Annotated in this window: 20 protein-coding genes; 14 read left to right on the top strand and 6 right to left on the bottom strand. The window is 57.7% G+C overall.

What is annotated here, in order from left to right; genetic code table 11:
* The first annotated feature begins 23 nt into the window (after window positions 1-23).
* The 3 genes from ACHZCJ_RS07690 to ACHZCJ_RS07680 are packed head-to-tail and all read left to right on the top strand — an operon-like array spanning window position 24 to window position 2496.
* Window positions 24-779 carry an SDR family NAD(P)-dependent oxidoreductase gene (locus tag ACHZCJ_RS07690; RefSeq protein WP_159647793.1) on the top strand — a complete coding sequence of 252 codons (756 nt, stop codon included), beginning with the start codon at window positions 24-26 and terminating at the stop codon, window positions 777-779.
* Window positions 780-799: 20 nt separating this feature from the next.
* Window positions 800-1453, top strand: a complete 654-nt coding sequence (locus tag ACHZCJ_RS07685; RefSeq protein ID WP_321325305.1) for a bifunctional 4-hydroxy-2-oxoglutarate aldolase/2-dehydro-3-deoxy-phosphogluconate aldolase — start codon at window positions 800-802, stop codon at window positions 1451-1453.
* A gap of 11 nt (window positions 1454-1464) precedes the next feature.
* A complete protein-coding gene (locus tag ACHZCJ_RS07680) occupies window positions 1465-2496 on the top strand; it encodes a sugar kinase (protein WP_159647795.1) in 1032 nt (343 codons plus the stop codon).
* Between the two features lie 307 nt (window positions 2497-2803).
* Here ACHZCJ_RS07680 and ACHZCJ_RS07675 read toward each other — a convergent pair whose 3' ends face one another.
* Entirely contained in the window at window positions 2804-3955 is a 1152-nt protein-coding gene (locus ACHZCJ_RS07675) for an endo-1,4-beta-xylanase (RefSeq protein ID WP_321325302.1), read from the bottom strand.
* A gap of 173 nt (window positions 3956-4128) precedes the next feature.
* Between ACHZCJ_RS07675 and ACHZCJ_RS07670 the strand changes: the two genes are divergently transcribed.
* The 5 genes from ACHZCJ_RS07670 to ACHZCJ_RS07650 all read left to right on the top strand — a co-directional run bounded on the left by ACHZCJ_RS07670 (window position 4129) and on the right by ACHZCJ_RS07650 (window position 11224).
* A complete protein-coding gene (locus ACHZCJ_RS07670; RefSeq protein ID WP_321325300.1) occupies window positions 4129-5199 on the top strand; it encodes a glycosyltransferase family 10 domain-containing protein in 1071 nt (356 codons plus the stop codon).
* A 429-nt stretch (window positions 5200-5628) separates the two neighbouring features.
* A complete protein-coding gene (locus ACHZCJ_RS07665; protein WP_321325298.1) occupies window positions 5629-6894 on the top strand; it encodes an NAD-dependent epimerase/dehydratase family protein in 1266 nt (421 codons plus the stop codon).
* 24 nt (window positions 6895-6918) lie between these two features.
* Entirely contained in the window at window positions 6919-8484 is a 1566-nt protein-coding gene (locus ACHZCJ_RS07660) for a hypothetical protein (RefSeq protein ID WP_321325296.1), read from the top strand.
* Window positions 8481-10310, top strand: a complete 1830-nt coding sequence (locus ACHZCJ_RS07655) for a glycosyltransferase family 2 protein (RefSeq protein ID WP_321325294.1) — start codon at window positions 8481-8483, stop codon at window positions 10308-10310. Before ACHZCJ_RS07660 ends, ACHZCJ_RS07655 begins: the two co-directional genes overlap by 4 nt.
* Before the next feature lie 17 nt (window positions 10311-10327).
* Complete coding sequence (locus tag ACHZCJ_RS07650) at window positions 10328-11224, top strand: DUF2860 family protein (RefSeq protein WP_321325292.1); 897 nt, start codon at window positions 10328-10330, stop codon at window positions 11222-11224.
* Between the two features lie 129 nt (window positions 11225-11353).
* Here the strand turns inward: ACHZCJ_RS07650 and ACHZCJ_RS07645 are convergent, their stop codons facing one another.
* The 3 genes from ACHZCJ_RS07645 to ACHZCJ_RS07635 form a co-directional block, all read right to left on the bottom strand.
* Window positions 11354-12592: an MFS transporter gene (locus ACHZCJ_RS07645; RefSeq protein ID WP_394700072.1), complete on the bottom strand. Its 1239-nt coding sequence runs from the start codon at window positions 12590-12592 to the stop codon at window positions 11354-11356.
* A 168-nt stretch (window positions 12593-12760) separates the two neighbouring features.
* The gene (locus tag ACHZCJ_RS07640; RefSeq protein WP_159647803.1) at window positions 12761-13234 is read right to left on the bottom strand and encodes a lasso peptide biosynthesis B2 protein; all 474 of its coding nucleotides are present in this window, start codon (window positions 13232-13234) and stop codon (window positions 12761-12763) included.
* Between the two features lie 34 nt (window positions 13235-13268).
* Window positions 13269-13553: a lasso peptide biosynthesis PqqD family chaperone gene (locus ACHZCJ_RS07635; protein WP_159647804.1), complete on the bottom strand. Its 285-nt coding sequence runs from the start codon at window positions 13551-13553 to the stop codon at window positions 13269-13271.
* Window positions 13554-13727: 174 nt separating this feature from the next.
* On the opposite strand from ACHZCJ_RS07635, the gene ACHZCJ_RS07630 reads away from it, so the two are divergent.
* Both ACHZCJ_RS07630 and ACHZCJ_RS07625 read left to right on the top strand, forming a co-directional pair.
* The gene (locus ACHZCJ_RS07630) at window positions 13728-15614 is read left to right on the top strand and encodes an asparagine synthase-related protein (protein ID WP_321325286.1); all 1887 of its coding nucleotides are present in this window, start codon (window positions 13728-13730) and stop codon (window positions 15612-15614) included.
* Complete coding sequence (locus tag ACHZCJ_RS07625) at window positions 15607-16842, top strand: sugar-transfer associated ATP-grasp domain-containing protein (protein WP_321325285.1); 1236 nt, start codon at window positions 15607-15609, stop codon at window positions 16840-16842. Before ACHZCJ_RS07630 ends, ACHZCJ_RS07625 begins: the two co-directional genes overlap by 8 nt.
* Window positions 16843-16881: 39 nt before the next feature.
* On the opposite strand, the gene ACHZCJ_RS07620 is transcribed toward ACHZCJ_RS07625, so the two are convergent.
* Together ACHZCJ_RS07620 and ACHZCJ_RS07615 are read right to left on the bottom strand one after the other, a co-directional pair.
* On the bottom strand, window positions 16882-17736 hold the full coding sequence (locus tag ACHZCJ_RS07620) for a sulfotransferase domain-containing protein (protein ID WP_321325283.1): 855 nt from the start codon (window positions 17734-17736) through the stop codon (window positions 16882-16884).
* A 2-nt stretch (window positions 17737-17738) separates the two neighbouring features.
* Entirely contained in the window at window positions 17739-18641 is a 903-nt protein-coding gene (locus ACHZCJ_RS07615; RefSeq protein WP_321325281.1) for a hypothetical protein, read from the bottom strand.
* A gap of 387 nt (window positions 18642-19028) precedes the next feature.
* Between ACHZCJ_RS07615 and exbB the strand changes: the two genes are divergently transcribed.
* The 4 genes from exbB to ACHZCJ_RS07595 are packed head-to-tail and all read left to right on the top strand — an operon-like array spanning window position 19029 to window position 23339.
* A complete protein-coding gene (gene exbB / locus ACHZCJ_RS07610) occupies window positions 19029-19784 on the top strand; it encodes a tonB-system energizer ExbB (protein WP_321325279.1) in 756 nt (251 codons plus the stop codon).
* A 4-nt stretch (window positions 19785-19788) separates the two neighbouring features.
* Entirely contained in the window at window positions 19789-20214 is a 426-nt protein-coding gene (exbD, locus tag ACHZCJ_RS07605; protein WP_321325277.1) for a TonB system transport protein ExbD, read from the top strand.
* Entirely contained in the window at window positions 20211-20957 is a 747-nt protein-coding gene (locus tag ACHZCJ_RS07600) for a TonB family protein (RefSeq protein ID WP_394700071.1), read from the top strand. Before exbD ends, ACHZCJ_RS07600 begins: the two co-directional genes overlap by 4 nt.
* Window positions 20958-20975: 18 nt before the next feature.
* Window positions 20976-23339, top strand: coding sequence for a TonB-dependent receptor domain-containing protein (locus tag ACHZCJ_RS07595; protein ID WP_321325273.1), 2364 nt, complete (start codon window positions 20976-20978; stop codon window positions 23337-23339).
* Window positions 23340-23357 lie beyond the last annotated feature (18 nt).

Here is a 23357-nt window from a genome sequence, read left to right as displayed (position 1 = left end):
ATTTGAAAAACAGGGAAAAATATATGACTAAATTCAAGGGCAAGACTGCGATCGTAACCGGTGGTAGCCGTGATATCGGCCGCGCCGTTTCTGAAAAACTGGCTGCCGAAGGCGCCAATGTTGTGGTTAACTACTGCAACAATGAAGCCGATGGGCAGGCCACTCTGGATGCGATCAAAGCCGCCGGTGGCAGCGCGATACTGGTCCAGGCCGATGTGACAAAACAGGCCGATGTTGATCGTCTGGTAGCTGAATCGATTGCGGCCTTTGGCGAGACGATCGACATTCTGGTCAACGTCACTGGCGGACTGGTTGCACGGAAGAACCTTGCCGAGATGGATGAAGAATTTTTCAATCATGTCATGCAGCTCAACGTAACCTCGACATTCATGATGACCCAGGCCGTGGCCCCGCATATGCCGGAGGGCAGTGCGATATTGAACTTCGCTTCGCAAGCCGGCCGTGATGGCGGCGGCCCCGGCGCGGCGGCTTACGGTACATCAAAAGGGGCGGTGATGACCTTCACCCGGGCGATGGCCAAGGAACTCGGACCCAAAGGCATCCGCGTCAATTCGCTGTGCCCCGGTATGATTGCTACGGCTTTCCATGACACATTTACCAAAGACGAAGTGCGGACCGCTGTAGCTGCCGGTACCCCGCTCCGGCGTCAGGGCAATTCCGAAGAGGTTGCGCGCACGGTAGCCAATCTGGTGTCGGATGACAGCAGCTTTATCACCGGCGCGAATATCGATATCAACGGCGGAACTTTCTTCTCCTGACCCAAAATTGCGAGCGTGAAATGACCAGCGAAACAAACCAGATACTAGAGGCGAAATTTGCCGCTGCACCTGTGGTGCCCCTGATCGAAGCCAGTGATCCCCGGGTTGCGGTTGCGACCGCGAAAGCGTTGCAGGCAGGTGGTCTCGATGTCGTCGAAGTCGTTCTCCGGACCGACGCGGCGCTCGATTGCATGGCGGCCATTATCGCGGAGACAAGCGGCATCACTGTCGGTGCGGGAACGATATTGACCGTGGCTGATGCAAAAGCCGCCGCTGCCCGGGGGGGCCAGTTCATCGTGTCGCCGGGGCTGGTCGATGCGGTGGTCAATTTCTGCAAGGAGGAAGATCTTCCGGTTTTCCCGGGAACGATGACGCCGGGCGAAGTGCAGCAGGCCCATAATCTCGGTCTGGGCATAGTGAAATTCTTCCCGGCCAAGCTTGCCGGCGGGGTGCCGATGCTCAAGGCATTGAGCTCGGTCTTTCGCGATATGCGTTTCATGCCGACCGGCGGTGTGTCTGCGGATAATCTCGGTGAATTTCTGGCTGTGCCGTCGGTAATTGCCTGCGGCGGTAGCTGGCTCACACCGAAAGCGGCGATCGAGGCCGGCGATTACGATGCAATAACCAGCCTGGCGCGCGAAGCTGTCGCTCTCGCACGTGCCGGTAGATCATAAGGAATTCGGAAATGGCAGAATATTTGTCCTTCGGTGAAATCATGCTGCGGTTGAAAACACCCGGGCATGAACGTTTTTTCCAGTCACCGTCATTTGAAGCAACATTTGGCGGCGGCGAAGCCAATGTGGCCGTTGCGCTGAGCAATTACGGGTTGTCATCGGCTTTTGTTTCGGCGCTGCCGGACAATGATGTCGGGGCCTCGGCAATTGGCGAGCTCAAGCGCTTTGGCGTGGATACAAGCCACATTCGCCGCTCGGGTGACCGGGTCGGCATCTATTTTCTGGAAACCGGCGCTAACCAGCGACCGTCCAAGGTGATTTATGATCGCGCCCATTCGGCTATCAGCGAGTGCAAGCCCGGAGATTTCGATTGGCCGAGCATTTTCGCCGGCGCCAAATGGCTTCACATTACCGGCATCACCCCCGCCTTGACCCAGGATTCTGCCGATCTGAGTATTGAATGTGTGAAAGCCGCAAAACAGGCGGGCCTGACCGTTTCCTGCGATTTCAATTTCCGTGGCAAGCTCTGGAAATATGGCAAGAGCGCGCCAGAAATAATGAGCGAACTGGTCAAATATGTCGATGTCGGCATTGCCAATGAAGAAGATTGCCAGAAATCGCTCGGCATCAGCGTTGATGTCGATGTCGAAGCCGGTGAGCTCGACACCAGAAAATATGAAGCGCTGTCGGACAAGGTACTCGATCTCTACCCCGACATGGCAACCATCGCGATCACGCTGCGGGAAAGCCACAGCGCCGACCGCAACGGCTGGTCCGCTTGCCTGCGCGACCGGGGTCAGGGGTTCAAATTGTCCCGCCACTATGAACTGACCGATATCGTGGACCGGGTCGGTGGCGGCGACAGTTTCGCTTCGGCGTTGATCTATGGGCTGAATGCCTATGACGACCGACAGCAGTCGCTCGAGTTTGCGGTGGCGGCAAGCTGTCTGAAACATTCCATTCTCGGCGATTTCAACCGGGTCACGGTACCGGAGGTCGAGAAACTCATGTCCGGCGACGGATCTGGTCGCGTGCAGAGATAGTCACCGGATGTTGTCGAGCAAACTCAATATGTCTGTCGGGGGCACAGCGTCGGGCAACCCTCGTCAAACCAACCGGGTCGCTAACGACAATCCTTCACGCGAGCAGATATTGTTCGAAAAATGCGTGCAGAGAGAATTGGGCGGAGCGAGCCGGGATGGCGGCACGCCGGCCTGCCGTGATCACGGGAAAGCCGATCCGAAAGCTTAGCGAAGGGCTGATGCCGCCAGACATTCAAGGATAGCGCCTTTTGGCCGCCGCCACACTGGTGGCAGAGCGGTCTTGTGGTCCAGGGTCCGGGAGACCATGTCAGCGGCGGGGAGCCGCGCGCAATGCGTTGCCGATGGCGGTATGCATTTTCTTCCGCTGCCAGCGATCATCATAGGGGTGACCCCGCAAGGCCAGACCGTCGGCGCGCCTTTTATAGTCCGGATAGCCGGGACGGTTCATATAGCTGGTGGCATCGGTCAGTGACCATAATATGATCTGCTTCACATTGGCGAAATCCAGCGTCAGGTCGAGATAGCCTCTGGTATATGCTGCGGTCTCTGTATCGCGTCGGGCCTTATCCGGATGGTCAACATTGCGATCGCTGCAATCCAGTTCGGTCAGGATGATATCGAGCCCCATGGCCTTTACCTCCTCCAGAAACAGCCGCCAGCCGCTCTCGTCCCTTGGCCTGCCCAGCGTATTGCCAAGGTGGCTCTGAATGCCGAGCGCATTGATGGGGACATTGCGCGACAACAGCCGTTCGAGCAGCCGCAAGGCTGCATTGCGATGCAATGGCGATGCATCCCAACTCATCGTGTCATTATAAACCAGCTGTGCTTTGGGCGCTTTTCTCTTCATCATCTTGAACGCCAGATCGATGAACTGTTCGCCCATCAGCCGGTGCAGGGCGGTGTCGCGGACATCACCATTTCGCGGATTGATCGCCTCGTTTACGACGTCCCAGGAAGAGATATCCGGGAAGACCCGGCCAAGATAGGCTGCATGCCGCCACATGCGGCTTGTCAAGGGTCGCCGGTGACCAGGGCGCAACTCGCTGGTCATTTCGACGAGCCATTGCGGCATGCGATTGTCATGATTCCAGACGAAACAATGGCCGCGGGTGGCGAGTCCTTGTTGTCGGGCGAATTCCGCAAGGGCTTTCGCCGGCGCCGCCTTTCGACGACTCCGGTCCGGCTCCAGATATTTCCATTTCAAGCTGTTTTCGGTGGTGATGGTATCGCATTCGCGGGCGATCAGGCCGGCGAACCTGTCATTCCCCAGCCATCGCGCCGATATCGCGCTGCCGAAGGATAAGCCGCGGCTTGCCGCGATCGCGGATAGGGTGTTGTCCGGTCCGGCGGACGCGAGAGCGGGAAGGGGGCTGCCGAGGGCAAATCCGGCGCAGACCGTGCCGTGTAGCACCCCTCGGCGGGTGAATTGCGGCTCTATCGGTTGGCTGTCCCGTCGCATGGTGAAGATTAAGCTGATATAGCCGCGGGAAGTCAACGGCTATCGAATTCCGGAAATTGCTGTTCCAGACCCAATATCAGCTGGGGAGCTTGCCAATAGTCTATGCTACTGGCAATCTCCGGGCCGGTATCGAAAATTTTATTCCGACCGGAAATCATCTTGGAGAGTCCATCATGCTTCATCGCGTCCGCGCGCGCGCGAGTAATTTTCGGCAAGGCTGGTTCGCTCCGCCGTCCTCCGATCTACGGCCGCTGGCTTCTCCTGCCCAGGCAAAAGCGGCTGACATCATTGTTTCCTGCTACGATAACTGGACCGATCATCGCCACGGAGGTTGGGGCAATCTGGTCGATGCTGCACGCCGTGCCACACCCAATGGGAGCTGTGTTTGGGATGGGGTCGCGTTCATCCGCGGGGAAAACCCGGCCCCTGATTGGCACCTGATCCTGAACAATCTCGATTGGGACAGAAGGGATTTGCGATTCTGGGGACGACCGAACCGTACCATTCTCGCGGTTTGCGAGCCTCCAACGCCGACGCATAAGCCTTGGCACCGGGGCCAGGGAGATGGTACCATCGTGCTGACCTGTGATGCCGATATTGTGGCCAGCGCATCCCCTGCTCGCCGCTATCAGATTGAAAATTCTCTGACGCCGATGTGGACGGTTGACCGGTCATATGACTATCTTTCATCCTGCGAAACGCCTGACAAGACCCGCGCATTGTCCTGGATATGTTCGGCTGAATCGATAATGGCCGGACATCGATATCGGTTGGCTTTTCTCGAAAAGTTGAAACAGAATGTCGCATTCGACCATTTCGGGAGAGGGTTTCGTCCTGTCACCGACAAATGGGACGGTCTCGCTCCCTATAAATACAGCATTGCGTTCGAAAATTTTCGGGACGACTGGTATTTTACAGAAAAGCTGGGCGACTGTTTCGTGGCGGAGACGATGCCGATCTATTACGGCAGTCCGGCGATCACGAAATTCTTTCCCGCGGAGAGTATGGTTATCCTCGATCCGGAAGACCCGGATGTCTTCCAGATCATTGCGGATGTTGTCAAATCCGATCGCTGGGAAAGAAATCTGGATGCTATTCGAGAAGCAAAACGGCTGGTTCTGGAAAAATATAATGTATTTGCCAGACTGGCTCGCTTCGTCAAGGCCGAGAGCGGCAAGCCGGACCGGAGGCGGCCTATGCAACTGACGAGAATTGATCTTAATTATGGTTCCCAGGACCAGTGAACAGACGGGCGTTGTCTGGTGAGGCGGTAAGGTCCGAGACTGTCCGCCTCGTCCGTAAAAGCAGCCTCGCGGCTGTCAGTAGTGATTAAGTCGCAACGCGCATCTGCCGGTGAAAAACGGTCCCACTGCCTGGATGTGCCGTCTTATGGCGAAGATTGCGCCGACTTGTTCTCCGGCAGTCAACGACGATTGATTCCCGGCAAATAGTGAGAAGATTACAGAGGCTTAGTCTACCAACCGCTGAAACCAGCGCTGCAAACGCCGTGAAAGCTAAATGTAAACAAGTCTAACAGAATGTAATTTGCCATTGTTGTCGTCGCCGGAATTCTCCAGACCAAAGATGCGCAGAGAGTAATTGCGCTCCAGTAGTAACTGGCCGGGATGCTAGCCCGATTGAACGATAATCTTTGAAGAATGGGGCCTTATCTTATGAACGGCAAAAAAATACTTGTGCTTGGTGGTGACGGATTTTGCGGCTGGCCGACAGCCTTGCATCTGTCTTCCCTGGGTCATCATGTGACCATCCTGGACAATCTGTCGCGTCGCAGGATTGATCTTGAACTCGGTATTCGCAGTCTGACCCCGATCGAACCGATCGATATCCGGGTCGAGGCATGGGAAGAAGTCTCCGGCAACCGGATTGACTATGCCGTTATCGATATTGCCCGGGAATATCAGGAATTTTGTGATTTTCTCGCGGAACTGCGGCCGGATACGATTGTCCATTTTGCCGAGCAACGCGCGGCACCTTATTCGATGCGCGGCCCGAAGGAAAAACGCTATACGGTCGATAATAACCTGTCGGCTACGCATAATGTTCTGGTGGCACTAAATGATCTGGGGCTGGACACCCATCTGGTGCATCTCGGCACCATGGGTGTTTACGGTTATTCCGGTGCCGGTTTCGAATTGCCCGAGGGCTATCTGCCGGTTGAAGTGACCGATGATCAGGGACAGCGGCACAAGCGCGATATCCTGTATCCGACCAATCCGGGCAGCGTCTATCATCTGACCAAATCGCTCGATCAGCTGCTGTTCCAGTTTTATGCCAACAACGACAAGATGCGCATCACCGACCTGCATCAGGGCATTGTCTGGGGTACCCAGACCGACCAGACCCGTCGTCACCCGGCGCTGGTCAACCGGTTTGACTATGATGGCGAATATGGCACGGTGCTGAACCGGTTCCTGGTGGAATCCGCAGTCGGCCACCCCCTGACGGTCCATGGTACGGGCGGCCAGACGCGCGCGTTCATCAATATTCAGGATACGGTTCGCTGTGTCGAACTGGCCGTCAACAATCCGCCGGCAGCCGGCAGTCCGGTGAAGATCCTCAACCAGGTTGCGGAAACCTTGCGGGTCAAGGAACTGGCGCAGCTGGTTTCGTCGATCACCGGTGCGGAAATTGCCTATGTGCCCAACCCGCGCAAGGAAGCGGAAGAAAATGACCTGAATGTCAGCAACCGGCATTTGCGGGCGCTGGGCCTCGATCCGATCTTGCTCGCGGCGGGACTGCTCGACGATACAATCGAAATATCATCGCGCTACAAGGACCGGATCAATCTTGACAAAATCCCTGCACGCACGGCCTGGAATGAAGACCGGTCGAATGCGCTGGGGGGACAGGAAAATGCAGATACCGAAAGCGGCGATGACGACCCGCAGGGCCAGCAGCAATGCCAAAAAGCAGCTTAACAACAAACCGAAAAGAAATATGAGATGAGATTAGTAGGTGTAGGATTGCTGGCTTTCGTGCTGGCCGGTGTGCTCATTTTATTGGGCCAGGGCGGCGCATTCAAATCCGGCTGGACCAAGCTGAGTGGCGGCGAGCAGCAGCAATTCTCCAACTATGAAGGCGCGTCCGGTCTCGGATCTGATACCAGCGGGACCAGCGTTTTCACGACAGGGCAGGATTCCGACGCGCCGCTCATTCTCAGCGGGCTGCCTTCCTACACCGGGCTGGTTTTCCACTTGCCGACCGATGCCCGCCCGGTCAACGGGCGGTATGAACTGCTGTATTCGAGCCGGGTCGCCGAAGGCGTTGAAGGTGTTCTGCGGGTGTCGATCAACGGGGTCAAACGCGCCGACATTCTTCTAAATCAGGTCAAGGGCGAACAGAAAGCCCAAATCGAACTGACCGCCAGTGAGTTGTCCTCGGGTGCTCTTGACGTTGGATTGAGTCTGCAGGGTCGTGGCGAGATTGCGCAATGTTCTCCCAATGACTCCATCGCCGCCGTGGTCGAGATCAAACCCCAGAGCGGGTTGCGGCTCGAGCTTGCCAAGGCAGTCGAGACGACAAGCGATCGACTCGCCTTGTGGGGCGGCCGGGTGCCGGTTTCCTGGAACAAAAGCAACGGAAATGAAGAGGCGCTGGTATCGCTGGTGCATGGCGCCCGGCTGGTGCAAAAGGGATATTTGCTGCATTTCGGTCCGAATGGTCTGGACAGCGCGGCTCTGACGAAGCTCTCCGCAAAAGCGAAACCCTATAGCGATGTGTTTGTCCAGCCTGCCTATCCGATTCCGTTTACCGGCAAGAATGTCAATCGCGGCATGCGGAAGTTCGATCGCCAGACCAGCTGGCGCTATCACTATAGCGTTACGGATCTGCCGAACCAGAGACTGCCGTCTGCGCTGGACCTGCGTCTGGCTGTGGGACCAGCTGGCAGCAACACCCCTTATGACCTCACCGTCGCGCTCAATGACCATATGCTGTTTTCGCGGCGGCTGTCGCCGCAAACCGAACGAGTCAGCCAGTCGATAGCGCTGCCCGCCGATTTTCACAAAGCGGACAACAAGATCGAGATATCGCTGGCCTCGGGAGACGGTAACTATAATCGCTGCGGCACCGACCGGCAGTCGGTTGCCGAGTTGCTGCCGGCAACCGTGCTGAAAGGCGGAGAACAACGCGCGTCGGATAGCCTTTCGCTTTTGCGCGCAAAACTGGCGGCTGTCGATACGGTTGCGCTGCTTGGCGAAATGGAGACCGCGGTCGACGCTCAGGCTGCCGCTCAATTGCTGGGGCAACTGGATCCGCGTGGCCTGTCCTTCGTCACTGGCCCTACGGCTGCAAAAATACGCATTGTCAGCGGTGACATTGTTGCCGCAATCGCAAAAGAAGGCGTTCAGCCCGGTGACTGGATTGTCTACAAGTCGCAGGATCGCAACGGCGGCGTAATCGCCCGACCGGTCGGGGAGATCGTGACGCTGTCCAGCTCGGCTGTGGCACTCCTTGTGTCCATAGCCGGCGACGAAGCGCTGCCCGATACTGCAGGAATTGATGGTTGACCATACCGCTCACCAGTGATTCCAGGCGTGAGGCCCAATTCGGATCGGTCGACAGTCGCCCGCGCGGACTGGCTGCCTCGGTATCGCCGTTGCGCGTGCCGGCCATGCTGCTCACCTTTTGCCTACTGGCCTTACTCCAGCTCTGGGCCTTTGGTACGGGCCGGTTCGACTGGCTTTTCCCTCAGCGGGATTATATTTTTGCGCCTTATACCGGGCAGCATTCCATAGCGATCCGTACCTATATCGTTTCCTTCTACATCGCCTTTGCCTGCTTCGGCAGTGGTTCAGCCGTTGCGCGGCTGCTTTTCGCCTTCGATCTTGTCCTGCGCTTTCTGTTGATCTGTTGTCTGCTCGATCTGCTGAACACGATTTTCCTGTCGCTCTTCGGCGACCCCTATGCCCTGGCCGTCGTGCAGATCATTGCCGGGCTGATCGGTTTCGGCCTGTTTTCGCTGATGTTGCTGGAGCGCGGGTCGATGCCGGAGAAAGCGGACATGGAAATCGGCGAACATGAAAACCTGCGCCCGGTTCTGCGACTGGCTGCGACGGCTGTCATTGCAGCGGCCCTTTCCGGTTTTGTCGGCTATTCCGATTTTGCCGTGGTAAAGGGATTGCGGGATATCACCCTGCTCGGCGGCATTGGTCCGGGCGTCCTCCTGTTTCTGCCGCTGCTTTTTTTCCAGCTTTATCTGATCAGCATGATCGAACGGCGGCTGGATGCCGAGGATGATTTCCGCTCGCCCGTCAGCATCATCGTGCCGGCGTTTAACGAGCGCTATATCATTGCCGAAACCATCCGGCACATCGACGCGGCTGCCCGGCACTATGGCGAAACTGTCGAACTGATCATTCTCGATAACGGCTCCACCGACGAGACGGAAGCAGTAGCCCGCCAGGCGATCGCAGAAGCAACCGCCTTGCAGGGACGGATCATACATGTCGCGAAAAGCGGCAAGGCCCATGCCCTCAACCGCGGGATAGCGGAAGCGAGTCATCCGATCACCATCCGTATCGATGCCGACACACTGATTGCACCGGACAATATCATCCTTGCGGTGCAGAATTTTTCCGATGCGGAAATAGGCGTGGTCGGCGGTATTCCCATGCCGCCCGGTGGCGCGATGTTCGACCGCGCCCGGCTGGTCGAGGTTCTGGTGAAACATGGCTATTATTCACCGGCGCTGAGCGCGCTTTGGGGGCTCGTCGGAGTGCCCGGCATGTTCGCTGTCTACCGGACCGAACCGCTGAAAAGCGTAGGCGAATTTGCTTCGGGGATGAACGGCGAAGATACCGATATGTCATTGCGGATCGGCGAAATGGGATATCGGGCGATTGTCGACCATCGGGTGCGCTATGTTTCGGAAGTTCCGACCAGTTTTGCGCATCTGCGCGAGCAGCGGCTGCGCTGGTTCCGGTCGGTCTATCATGTCTCCTCGCGCTGCCAGGATATCATCACATCGTCATCCATGACCATCCGGGGCAAGCTGGTATTGCCCTATATGCTGCTGAATTCGGCCCGCCGTGCGATGATGGTGCCGATCCTGCTATTTGGCATATTCCAGTTCTTCACCGATACCGACCCGACCAGTCCGTTGGTCTGGCAGGCTATTGCCGCCGTGCTGATCGGCGCTCCGATGCTGGTGGCGGTGGCCGCCATCCTGATCAACGGCAAGCCCGCAGCGCTTCTGGCGCTACCCGAATATATCCTGTTCCGGGCCATGCGCGCCTGGTTCACCCTAGAATCCGTCTTGACCATTCCGATCAACCGGAAGGCCAAATCGTTTCGCCAACCTTCTCTCTCGACACAAAGTGACACAAGCTCATGAAACCAGCATTTCCGATAATGACACTCGCTATCGCGGCAAATTTCAGCGGTGCAGCCATGGCTGACGACGGCGAGTTTTTTGCCACGGTAGAAGTCGCAGCGGGGCGGGATGTCGTACCGGCCGATATTATCGAGAACGGCATTGATCAGGATCGCATCGCCAGCGTCCTGGAAAGCGAAGTCCGGCTTGGCTACGACATGGGGCCGTTGCTTCTGGACTTCGGCGCAGAAGTCGCCGTCTATCCGGAAGACAGCCGTTTCAACCGCTATGCATTCGGACCTGGGCTGCGGGCCGACTTCCCGCTCGGAGAGAATGCGGCAACCAAACTGCGGCTGGGCGCCGAATATCAATATGTTCTGGGGGATGACGGCCGCGTGTTCGATCGTCCGCGGGCAGAAGCGCAGCTCATCCATCGGCACTCCCGGGAGCATACGACCACGGCGCGCCTGCGCTACGGTTTCCGCAACCAGTCCGAGGATCGCTTCACCGGTTTTGACCAATCCGAGTGGCTGGTCGAATTGCGCCACAACTGGCGCCCCAAGGGCGGCCCGACCTCCTTCAATCTCTCATTGCTTGGACTGAAGCATGACGCAGACGACAATCGCTTTAGCTATAAGGGATATGGCTTTCGCTTGGTCGGCCGCACGCCGCTGGCCGAAAGCCTCACTGGCTTCGGTCGTATGTCCGTGGTGCAGCGCGACTATGAGGATGATTTCTCGCAGCTCTATCCGGCCAAGCGCTCCGACACCCATATCCGCGCCGTTGCGGGGCTGGACTATCAAGCCTGGGACCAGGTTTCGCTTTTTGCCGAAGCCGGCTTTGTCAGCAATGCATCGAATATCCCGGTGCGCGATTATGACGGATTTGTCGGCCGTATCGGACTGCGCTATGCCTTCGAGTTCACGGACAGATAGTCCGGACACATTGGCCGGGACGGCACCCCATTCGACAAGAAACTGAAGCCGGACCGGATACTGGTTCCCGGGAAAACCGTGAGGAAGCGGTTGTGGATATTATGCCCGGTGACACGACTTTTCCGCCGGTCAGGCTGGCTGTTCCCATTGCCGGGGGTCCGGATAGCGTCCCAGCCCCAGCAGTGCTGCTGCTGCAATGAATAGGGCACCGACAACCGCGAGCATGACGCCGGATGGGCCAAGACCTGTTTCCAGGAAATAGGCGATCGTGATTGATCCCGTGCCGGTCGAGAGAGCAAAGCCGGCCCAGAGCCAGGCGTAGATGCGACCATAAGCACGCATGCCGAAATAACGGGCGCAGAGGAAAGCGATCAGGTCAAACTCGGCTCCGGCGGCTACGCCGAGCGAGATGACGGCGAAGGCCGGTGCTATGCCTTGGGAAAGTAACCCGCAGGCACCGGCTGCGATCAGAACCAGCATGGCAGCCACACCGGGGGCCCAGAAGCGGTCGATCAGATAGCCGCTGATCAGACGGCTGATGATAATCGCGATGCCGATCAGGCTCACATAATAAGCGGCCTGTCCGATCCCCATTGTCTGCATGATCGGCACAAGATTGGGAATGGTTCCGCTCACGGCGAAGGTGATCGTGCAAAATGCGAGGAGAATCAGCCAGAAATAGCGCGTCAGAAGCGCCTGTTTGAAGCTCAGCCCGGTCAACGGGACTGCTGTCGTCGCGGCTCCGCGTGCTTCCCTCTGGTCAGAGATCCGGAAAAGAAACCATGTGGAGGGAATTCCGATCAGGGTGACGGCGCCAGCCAGAGCATAAAAACCCGCGCGCCATCCATATGCCTCGATAATCGCTTCGATCAGCGGCGGTCCAGCAAAGGCAGTGATACCACTGCCCGACAGGGCAATGCCGAGGGCAAGGCCACGACCGCTTTCGAACCGTTCGACTATGCCGCGGGACCAGCTCATCGGGGACGTTCCGATGCCCAGAAGCGCCAGTATGAACCAGTTCAACTGCCACAGCCAGAGCGAGCCATCCTGCAACGCTAGCAGCAGGAAAGCCAGAGCAAGGCCCGCCTGGCTGAGCAGGGCGATCTTCCGTACGCTGTAGCGGTCGATCATCCAGCCCGCCAGCCAGGCCACCAGCACGGTTCCGGCCATCTGGAAAGTCAGGCCGGAGACAACCATCGTTCTGGACCAGCCGAAATCATTGGCCACTGGCTGCACGAAAACGCCCAGAGTGTAGAAGGGAAGGGCGCTGATCCCCAATATCATGCCGATGACGCCGGCCAGCAGAATCTTCCACCCGCCGCTGCTGGCTTCTCCCAGAAATCCCCCAGTACGGTCCAATTTGGTCACCTCTCTTGCGGGGAATGGATCATTGGTGACAGGCTCGGCTCAAACGGTCTCTGTTCGAAATAACAGGAAAGGACGGAAGAAAAATCCATTGAGCAGGGTTGCCCGATCCCGTGCCGGCGGGACAGCGATAACGGGATATTGTCCGCAGGGTGGCTAGCTGCGGCGGGTCTATTTCGATACGAAACAGCCTACCGATGTGAATTGTCCGAAGCTGCGCCCACCCGTGACATTTACCCGGCCTGATACAACCCAAGCATGGGCCTTGATCGCACCCCTGTCTTCCTCCTGTTTGCTACGCGTCACGCCGAAAAAGAGGGCATAGGGGATATCATACAGGCCCAGAATCAGCCGGGCGGTGATCGCCTGGGGGAAGCAGTTGGCCTTCCATGGCGCAAATTTGGCCGCGACAATGATGGCGCTGCTGATCGCTCGTGCGCGTTTTGCCTGTTCTGCCGTGGTCAAGGGGGTGCGCGGGGCGAGGCCATCGTGCAGCCCAAGCCAGTGCGCGAAACGCTTGAACGTCACCGTGAGAATGACCAGCCGGCTCAGCCCCAGCAGCACCCATGCCGGGCCGAGCCAGAGGTAGAATAACAGCGGCATCTGCGTAGCCGTATCAAATTTTCGTTTCAGGGTTTTGATCATGTCCGTTGCAACCGGAGAGAAACCCTCCCTTCCGCTACGCTGCCAGTTGCACCAGATTGCGTGCGCGCAAATCGGTCAGTAATTCCATGACGTCGCTCCGGCAGGTAGCAAGGTCGATGTCGAAATTTTCGGTAACCCGATCGCACAGGGCGGTCACGCTGACAGGTTTTTCCATGGCTTCCCACAGATCGGAGCCCACCGCATTCAATCCATAATAGGCGCTGTCTTCGATACTCATCATTACCATTTCGCCATCCATGTCGGCGGACACCATTTCAGGATTGCGCTGGACGACACTATCGAAGTTTAATTCGCTCATAAAAGCCTCATATGGTTGGATTTGCTATCGCAATATCAAAGCCAAGTCTGGCTGGCAATCAATACGAGCGGCGAGCGAGAAGGAGCGGTAGCGGGACGTGAAAAGCGCTGGCATGCAAGCAGATATCGCCCTAGTTGTCTCGCGGGAATAATCAATACAGGTGTGCCCCGATCTATGTTTGCCGGTCTGCTTTGCTATGACAATTCTCCGCCGGTCGAAGCATGGGTTGCGCCGGAGGTCTGGATTTCCGCCCTTTATCCCCGCTGTAAACCGGATGTGAGCGGTTTCCGGCGCGACGAACACAGCCTGCTGGTTGAGGCGGATATATATAACACGCCTTCGTCGCATCATATCGATGCAGTACCCTTGGTGGCAGACCGGTTCCGCGTCGCCTTCTGGGGGCGGCTGGACAATCGTGACGAACTGGCGGCCCAGCTGGCGCTGGACCGGCCGCTTGATGAAACGCCCGACGCCCGGCTGGTTCTTGCCGGCTGGCTTGCATGGGGAGAGAGCCTGCCGGAAAAGCTTGCCGGTGACTTCGCGCTGGCGATCATAGATAGCGAAAAGCGCACGGCATTTCTGGCTCGCGATCCGATCGGCATAAAACCCTTCTACTACTGGCCGCATGCACAGGGTCTGGTCTTCGCTTCTACGCCGGCGGCGTTGCTCAAGCTGAAAAATGCCCGGCCCACGCCCGATCCCGGCTGGATTGCGCGCTATGTTATCGGCCAGTCAAAAAGCCAGGATCGCACGGCTTTTCACGAAATCATGAAATTGCCGGGCGGCCATTCGCTCAGCATCGGCAATGGCCAGCCGGAATTGCGGCGCTACCACCATTGGCGGGATGATGCGCCGGATGTGTTCACCCGCGACCCGGCGCGTGTCGAGGCCTATCGCGAAATTCTCGAGGAGACGATGCGCTCCCAGATGGTCAGCGATTATCCGCTCGGGACGGAGAATAGTGGCGGAATCGATTCCGCGACAATCACCGCATATCTTGGGAAATTTCTTGGCGTGCCGGGGGACCGCCTGCACAGTTTCGGCTTCGCGCTTTCAGAAGAGGAACCCGCCCATATCCTGGAAACCAGCCAGGCTGTGTCAATCGTCCACAACCATATCAACACATCCAATTACGGGCAGATCAACTATGCGGACGAGCATATCCGGGAGGATCTGGAAATTCTCGGCTATCCGGAAGAGCATGGCAATGCGACGACCCACCGGCCTTTCTATGATCAATGTCGAATTTACGGCATCAGGACGTTGTTCTCCGGCTATGGTGGCGATGAAGTGGTCACCAACTATGCCAACCATATCCAGAGGGAACTGGTCGACAAGGGCGCCTACAAGGCCGCGATAGAGGTGATGAAGGGCAATTTGCCGATGCGGATATATCGGCTGCTCAGGCGGATCTATGCCGAGCGGAAAAACGACGGATACAATCCGACCTTCCTTGCCGTCTGGAAGGAAAGATGGCCCGAGCAGCCTTTGCGCGACGAGATTGTCGCCCGCTATGACCTACATCGGCAATATATGGAAACCGCCCGCTATGATGCTGTCCATCGCAAACATAATGACTGGATCATCGGCGGATTGTTGAAGATGGCCTATGTCCCGACGCGGCTCGAGAATTGCACATTGATGGCTGCATCCTATGGCATCGACTATCGCTGGCCGCTCTGGGACAAACGGCTGGTGCAGCAATATCTGTCCACGCCGATTGTCGAACGGGCGGGGCCGGGCGGGATGGGGCGCTATTTGCATCGCCGGGCCATCACCGGAACGGTGCCGGATCGGGTGGCGTGGAAACGTTCGAAATATATGGGAGAACGCCAGGCTCTCCCTATTCACGATACCAGCGATATTGTCGAGAATATGAAGCGGGTCGATGCCGATCTGCACCCGATGCTGGCGGACATGATCGATCACGAGAAATGGCGGACAAAGATCGAGCGAATCGAGTCAGGCGGTTGTAATGAAATGGAAGGCATCCAGATCAGGCGGCAGACAAACTCCCTGAAATGGCTAAACATCTGGCTGCACGGTCTATCGGTTGCCTAGCGGATGGGCAAAACTGTGCGGCGTGCTTCGCCGGGAACTGTGGCGGCGCAATATACCGCACGGGATGATCAGCTGGCGCTATCTGTTTGCAAGTAGCCCGCAATTGGCAGCGCACAGGGAAATATTCTGGACGGCATTGCCGGGTCTGCCAAAACCACTCTATCTGATTCTGGAAATAATATTGTGGCTGAAATGGGCCACTTTGTACGGCTGGTTGGCGCTGTTCCGGGTGCTGCGCCGATATGGTGGCCTGGTTCGGGACGAACGCGGCATTCCGGTATACCGTCAGTTTTTCCGGCTCGTCCGTCTCAGCATCGGAGCCTGCATGCCACCCGCCGATGTTTATCGCTTCGGGCTTGTCGAACACCCCGGATGCTTGTGGAATTTTGTCAGCGATCGCCATATCGCCGCTTTTCACCGGTGGCGGAACAGTCGCCAGCCGATATCGTCGCACGAATATTCGCGGCTGGGAAACAAGGCTGTCACGACGGGCATCCTGCTGTCACGCGGGATACCGATGGCGCCGATCCTGGCGACCGTTTCGAGCACCGCAAGCTTGGATTTTCTCGATGCCTTGAATGCGCATCGCCACCTGTTCTGCAAAAGCAGGTCGGGCAACCGCGGTCTCGGGGCTTTTGAATGTTGGCAAACCGAGCAGACGATTGAAGGCCGGATGTTCGAGGGAGAGGCGCTGCCGGACCAGCAATCGGTAATAGCGGCGTGGGAATCCTTGCTGGAACGCGATCATGCTCTGGTGCAGCCGGCGCTGCAAAATCATCCGCAGCTTGCCCCGCTGGTGCCGGACGGGCGTGCAATCACCGTCCGCTGCATCACCTTTCAAGACGGACGGGATATCGCGATTATGTGCGCGTCACTGGAAATCCCGGCCGAGCGCAAGCCGTCGGATCGCCCCGATACCTATGTCATCTTGCCCGTCGACGCCGACAGCGGACTGGTGCAGCCGCTGGCTGGAAATTTGCCGTTGCCGGAGCCAGTGCGGCAGAGTCAGCGGGATATGCTGAAAGCTATCGGTGGCCCGCGGCCGCTGCCTGATTGGCAAGCTTTGATTGGCCACAGTCTGTCGGCCCATGGCGCTTTTTCCGAGTTCTGGGCGATCGCGTGGGACTGGGTGCTGACCCCTGACGGGCCAATATTGCTCGAGGGGAATACTGGCTTCGGCGGCAGTCTGCCGCAATCATTGACCGGCGGGTTTCTGGCGCAGCTCTAGGCGGATGGATCGCCGGACCGCGCGACCCTATGCCCGGAGTTATTGCGGGACACCGCTCTGATCAAGATAGTTGAACCGCCGCATCACCGGTCCGTGGTCGGCGATAATCTTGGCGATCTGTTCCTCGTTCAGTTCGTTGCGCCAGCCGCCGGCCTTGCCTTGCCTGAAGAAGGAAGGAGTATTGGCCGGCTTTTCCTTGAACCCGTCTGTTTTCTCCTGTTCCTGCAAGCGATCGAAACGGCTGAAATGAAGAGCTTTTTCGACCCGCGGGCGGTCATGCGGCAATTCCAGAAAGCGTGCTGCCCGGGTGAAGGTGGCCAGGCTGTCGCCGAGCATGTCTTCATAGCGCAGAATCTCCAGATTGAGCCCGGGGGCGTCGACCCAACTGAGCACATGGTCGGACCAGCTGAGCAATTTCTGCCGGACCTGATTGTTCAGCTTTCTTTCCGATTTGACAAAGCTCATGTCCGGCGAAGCCATCCGCTCGATCGCCTTGTCGACGCTGCACTGTAAATGATTGGCAAAGGATGAGGCCAGATCAAGCGGATTGCGGACAAAATAGACCGCGCCGCGGGTCGCCTTGCTGCTGACCAAAGGCTCTCCCGAGGGCAGGAACGTATAGGCATCGTGGATCTTGTGATATTCCAGATCGGGTGACTGCAGGCTCCATTCATATACAGCAGGCCGCAAGGCATCGATATCGTCGTGCCGTAGGTCGGCCGTATCAAAGCCGAGAACTTCGTCCAGCCAGCTGCGGCCGCTGGCAATCGACCCGGTATGCAGTTCGTTGATGTCGACCGGCGCATCGCCATCTTGTTGCAGGTTCTGCAGAAACGCACGGAACCATGTGTTGCCGGATTTGGGATAGGAGGACAGCCAGTAGATCGCGCCCACGTTCAGACGCTTTCGGACAGGTCAGCCAGAATATGATCGACCAGCTGATCGATTTCAAAACCCTGGCGCGGGCGCAAGATCCGGGTAATCGCCGTTTGCCCGGCGAGCTTCCCGCAAAGCTTAAGATGATCGGACCGCAAATCCATGCTGTCGAGAAATTTCTGGCGGTACGTGTTTGCGTGCAGCGCCGGGAATTTTTGCAAGCCCTTGATGGGGGAGGAGGAAAAACCCTTTTCGTCATCGCTGCGCAAAATATAGATATGCTTCACGGGCAGCGGCTTGGGCACAAATTTTTCGGTAATCGGTAGATTGAATTTTTCCATATCCGGACGGATCCGGCTGAGGGACGTCGTGTCGATTTCCAGCTTGTCGGCCGCATCCTGCCACAGCTTGATCCGGGGAAAGCCGGGGATGGCATGACAGTCATTGCCGATTGGAACCACATCATCGGCAAGCAGGTTATAGCCCCGCTGCATGAATGCGGCAGCGAGCGTAGATTTTCCCGCGCCCGAATGGCCGACACAGATGATGCAGCCGTCGCCAATCTGTACAGCATTGCCGTGCAGAACCAGATAGCCCCGCTGGAATAGAAGCGCACCCAGCGCCGAGCCGAGCATGAATACCCGAACGCTGTCCTCATCAATCCCCGGTGCCGGATCGTAAAGAATGGTATTACCGTTGCTGACCAGAAAACGGGCCACATCCGGAATGTGCAATTGCAGGGCAGTGGGGGAAACCCACAAGAAGGGACCGACCTGTTCGGCGCCGTCCAGTCCATCCGGATCGACTGCGCCTTGCGCGATGCGGACATCAATCGCTGTCGGCCGATCGGGCAAGGCGACCATTTCGGATAAGGGCATTTCGCTATCGATCGCGAGATTGTAGCAATTGTAGAAATAGTTCATCTATGTCTGTATCTTTACGTAATTGGGGGTAAAAAGACGGTTCGCGGATCCTCAAGTCCCTAACGGTTTGGCGCGAGCAATCAAGTTTGTACATCTTCATCCGCACGATTTCGAAAGAGGAGCTTCAGAGAATCCCGGTCGATCTCGCGTCGAGGAGGGAGACATGGCAGAATATGTGCAGACATTTCCTGCATTTACGGGCCGGCAGGCCGATCGCAAAGTCTCTCGTTTGAGAGGTCCGGGTTCGCGACATTTTCTGCTCCCGGTTCATGACCAGTAAATTAATGAGAATCACTTGCAATAGCAATAGGAAGCTGTAATTGGCCTTTTGTCGATGCGAATGATTCGCATGAGACATAACAGCTGGCGAAAGTGGTCAAGAGACTTATGGGACATGTTCTGAAATCCGTTGCAATTGCAGTGTTGCTGGCACCGGCGGCAGCTGCTGCCGCTTCCCCCTCGACAATCCCTGTCGAACTGAGCGTAGGCGGCATGTTCGCTCAGGCGGACTGGATCGTGAAGCTCGTTATCATCGGCCTGATCATCGCCTCGCTGGTCAGCTGGACGATATTCATTGCCAAGCTTTCGGAATTGCGCAAGGCAATGGCTGCGGAAAGGGTCGTGCACAGGCAGGTCGCAAGTTTGCGTTCGCTGGAAGACGCCAGCAGCGATCCGGCACTGTCCCAAACGGTTCTGGTTCAGGAAGCGGCAACCGAACTCGCCCTGTCTGCCGATGCCTTGCAGGACGGCGACGGTGTCAAAGAGCGTATTGTCTCCCGCTTCGAGCGCTATGAAGCGGCTCTGTCCCGGAAGATGACACGCGGCGTCAATATTCTGGCAACCATCGGCGCGACGGCTCCCTTTGTCGGACTGTTCGGCACGGTCTGGGGCATCATGAACAGCTTCATCGGCATCGCCGAGAAGCAGACCACCAATCTCGCGGTAGTGGCGCCCGGCATTGCAGAAGCCTTGCTTGCGACGGCGCTCGGTCTCGTTGCCGCCATTCCTGCCGTTGTCATGTACAATCATTTCTCCCGCCAGATATCTGCCTATCGCGCGCTTGTTTCGGACACGGCCGCTGCCATTTTGCGGCTGGTATCGCGCGATCTCAGCCGCGGTACGGTGAAGATCAAGAAGGATTGATGCGATGTCGATCCGGCTTAACGATAATAGCGATGACCTCCCGGTAAATCACGACATCAACGTCACGCCGTTCATCGACGTGATGCTGGTATTGCTGATCATCTTCATGGTGGCTGCGCCGCTGGCGACGGTCGACGTGAAGGTCGATCTGCCGGTCTCAACCGCCAATGCGGCGCCCAAGCCCGACAAGCCGGTTTTTCTCTCGATCCAGGCCGATGGCAATCTTCTGGTCAATGAAACACCGGTTTCCGAAGCCGGTCTGGGGGCGGCGATCGAAACCGCCACCCGGTCCGACAGAGAGCAACGCATTTTTCTGCGCGCTGACAAGAGCATCACCTATGACACGATCATGGGCGCGATGAATTCCTTGCGTTCTGCTGGTTATCTGCACGTTGCTCTGGTGGGCGCAGAATCGGGTTCGGCCAAATGACGATGGTGACGCTCAGTACAGACGAAAAACGTCGCTGGGTGGTCGCCGCTACCATGGCTGTGGCCGCTCATGCCTTTCTCGGGTTGGCGGCCATGGCGTGGAAGGCTCCGCACGACCGCCCCATCCCTGAACCGGTGGTCCTCGTGGAGCTTCCCCCTGCGAGTGCGAGCGAGGCCATGTCTGAGCCGACGCCCGCATCGCAGCCGGAATATATCCCGCCGCAGCAGGCCCTGCCGTTCGAGGTCCCGCCGGCGCGCGCACCGTTGCCGGATGACGCGGTCCTGTTGCCACCCGAGCCGAAGCAGAACCCGACCCCGGTCAGGCCGGTCCAGCAGGCCGCCATCACCCCGGTTGCAGTCGCGACGCCCGCCCGAAGCGAGGCGCCACCGGTTGCCGCGGCCAGATCCGCTCCCAGCGACAGCGCCGGCAACAGCCCGAAGGCCAGGAAAGAGCGGGCCAATTATTATGCAATGGTCAGCGCGCATCTGAACCAGCGCAAGCAATATCCCACCGAAGCCCGCAAGGCCCGGCAGCAAGGCGTGGTCAAGGTCCGCTTCACGGTCGATCGCACCGGCAATATTTCCAATGTGTCGATCACCGGATCCAGCGGCCATGATATTCTGGATCAGGCCACTCTGGCGCTGATGCAGCGCGTCGCGCCTTTGCCGGCAATGCCCGAATCCATGCAGCGGGACAAAGTGACGATCTCGCTGCCGATTGATTATTCCCTCCGAACTCGTTGAAACAAAGGAAGATTCACGATGAAAAAAGACATGTCCCAAATGCAGAGGCCGACAAGCCTGCGGCGCTCGAGCTTCAGCAAGCGCAGTGCGGTTGTTGCGCTTGGCTTGACCACGGCGCTGTCGACCGCGCCGGCCCTGGCGCAGGATGCCGAACCGGAAGAAGTGGAGCTGGAAACGCTCCAGATCGAGGATAATGCCGCTGACGTGAATCCCTACACCCAGAAGGGTGCCCCCTATAAAGCACGCGTTTCGGGCGATCTGCGCCGGGTGAAGCCGCTGTCGGAAACGCCGGCAACGATCACCGTGCTTACCGAAAGCCAGCTCGACGAGCAGGGCGCGACCAATTTGCGCGATATTCTCGATAACCAGCCCGGTGTCACCGTCGGTACCGGTGAAAACGGCAATGCCTTTGGCGACCGTTACATCATCCGCGGTCACGAAGCGCGCAGCGACGTTTTTGTCGACGGTTTGCGCGACCCCGGCATGACGACCCGCGAAACCTTTGCGGTCGAACAGATTGAAATCACCAAGGGCCCAAGTTCTTCCTTCGCCGGTCGCGGCTCGACCGGCGGCGCGGTGAACTCGATCACCAAACAGGCCAGCACCGACTATAATTTCAACCGCATCGACCTGGGTATCGGCACCGACGATTTCTATCGTGTCACCCTTGACAGCAACTGGGCGCTGAGCGACGATATCGCGCTGCGAGCCAATCTGCTGTACGGCTATGACGAAGCGCCGAACCGCAATTTCTCCGATCGCGAGCGCATCGGTGCGGCAATTTCGGGTAGCTTCCGGCTGAACGATACGGTGCGGGTGCTGCTCGACTATTATCATCTGGAAGCCGACGATACGCCGGACCTGGGCGGTTATGTGCCGCGGCCGACCGGCACCGGTCCGGACGATGTAACCGTATATGGTCCGTGGAACGATGTGCCGAACTACACCCAGACCGGAGACTTTCTCAACACGAACGTCGACACGTTCACCGGCCGTATCTTCATTACGCCGTTCGAGGGTTTCACGATCGTCAATTCCACTCGCTATGGCGAAACGTCCAACGGCTATGTGCTGACCGGACTGCGAGGCGGAGCCTATGACGCCGATACCGACACATTCGCGCCGGTTACGCTGAGCACCCACCAGGGCAATCAGGAGGTCGAATATTTTGTCAACCAGCTCAACATTCTTGGCGAGTTTGAAACCGGCTCGATCGCGCACAGTCTGGTTGCCGGTGTCGAATATTCCGATCTCAAGGTCGCCAATGGCACCTATGACCTGACCAATAACGGAGCGACCAATTGTGTCACATCCGGACGCGGCGGATTGAGCCCATCCTATTGCATCACCGATGAAAACCGGGAGCTGATCGTCAGCGATATCCACAATATCGTGCAACGTGATATCGCTTTCGGTTCCGTCGACAGCAACTGGCAGGTGGAAACCATGTCCGTCTATCTGATGGATACGGTCGACATCAATCCGTGGCTGTCCGTTCATGGCGGCGTTCGGGTCGATGCGTTTGACTATAACAATGACGTGGTTAGCCAAGGCACCGAAACCGGCTATCGCTATCACGACACATTGTGGAACGGCCATGCCGGTATTGGTGTGAAGCCGATGGAAGAAGTCTACGTCTATTTCAACTGGGGGACGGCCAAGAATATCAATGGTGGTGAATCCGATCTGGGCGGAAACTGCGGCTATGGCGGAATCTGCGTCGATGACGGAACGGGCATTGGTGACGGACGTCCGGAAAGCTCGACCAGCTATGAACTGGGTGTGAAAGCGGATCTGTTCGACGATCATCTGATGCTCACCGCTGCGGCCTTCCAAATCACCAAGAGCGATGTGTTTGAATCGGCCGGCGACGATTATGCAGCGGGCGGAAGCCTGAATACCGGCGAGAACCGCGTACGTGGTATCGAACTGGGGCTGGTCGGTAATATTACGCCGAAACTGTCCGGTCAGGCGTCGGTAACCTTCATGGACTCGGAAATTACGGACTCGAACGACGCCGACAAGATCGGTCGCCGCCTGAGCAATTTTGCCAACACCCAGGCCTCGGCACAGCTCCGCTATCAGGCGACAGAGGCCTTCGCCTTCGGCGGGACGGCAACCTACAAGGGGGAAATGTTCACCGGTCAGCCGGATGATGCGGCAAGCTATGACAGCACGCTGGAAGTCTATACCTACCGCGTTCCGGATTACTGGACCTTCGATGCGTTCGCCAGCTACAAGGTGAACGAAAATCTGTCGGCCCGGGTCAATATGACCAACCTCACTAACAAGGATTATTATCTTGCCGGTTATCGCAGCGGTCACTTCCTCTACAAGGGAGATGAACGGCGCGCGACGCTAACGCTTACCGGACGTTTCTGATAGGAGAAAAGGGGGGCG

The organism is uncultured Parasphingorhabdus sp., from assembly GCF_963677535.2.
In the GTDB taxonomy this organism is placed as follows: domain Bacteria; phylum Pseudomonadota; class Alphaproteobacteria; order Sphingomonadales; family Sphingomonadaceae; genus Parasphingorhabdus.
Note: the sequence above shows the minus strand (reverse complement) of the source record. Positions and strands in the feature narration are given on the sequence as shown.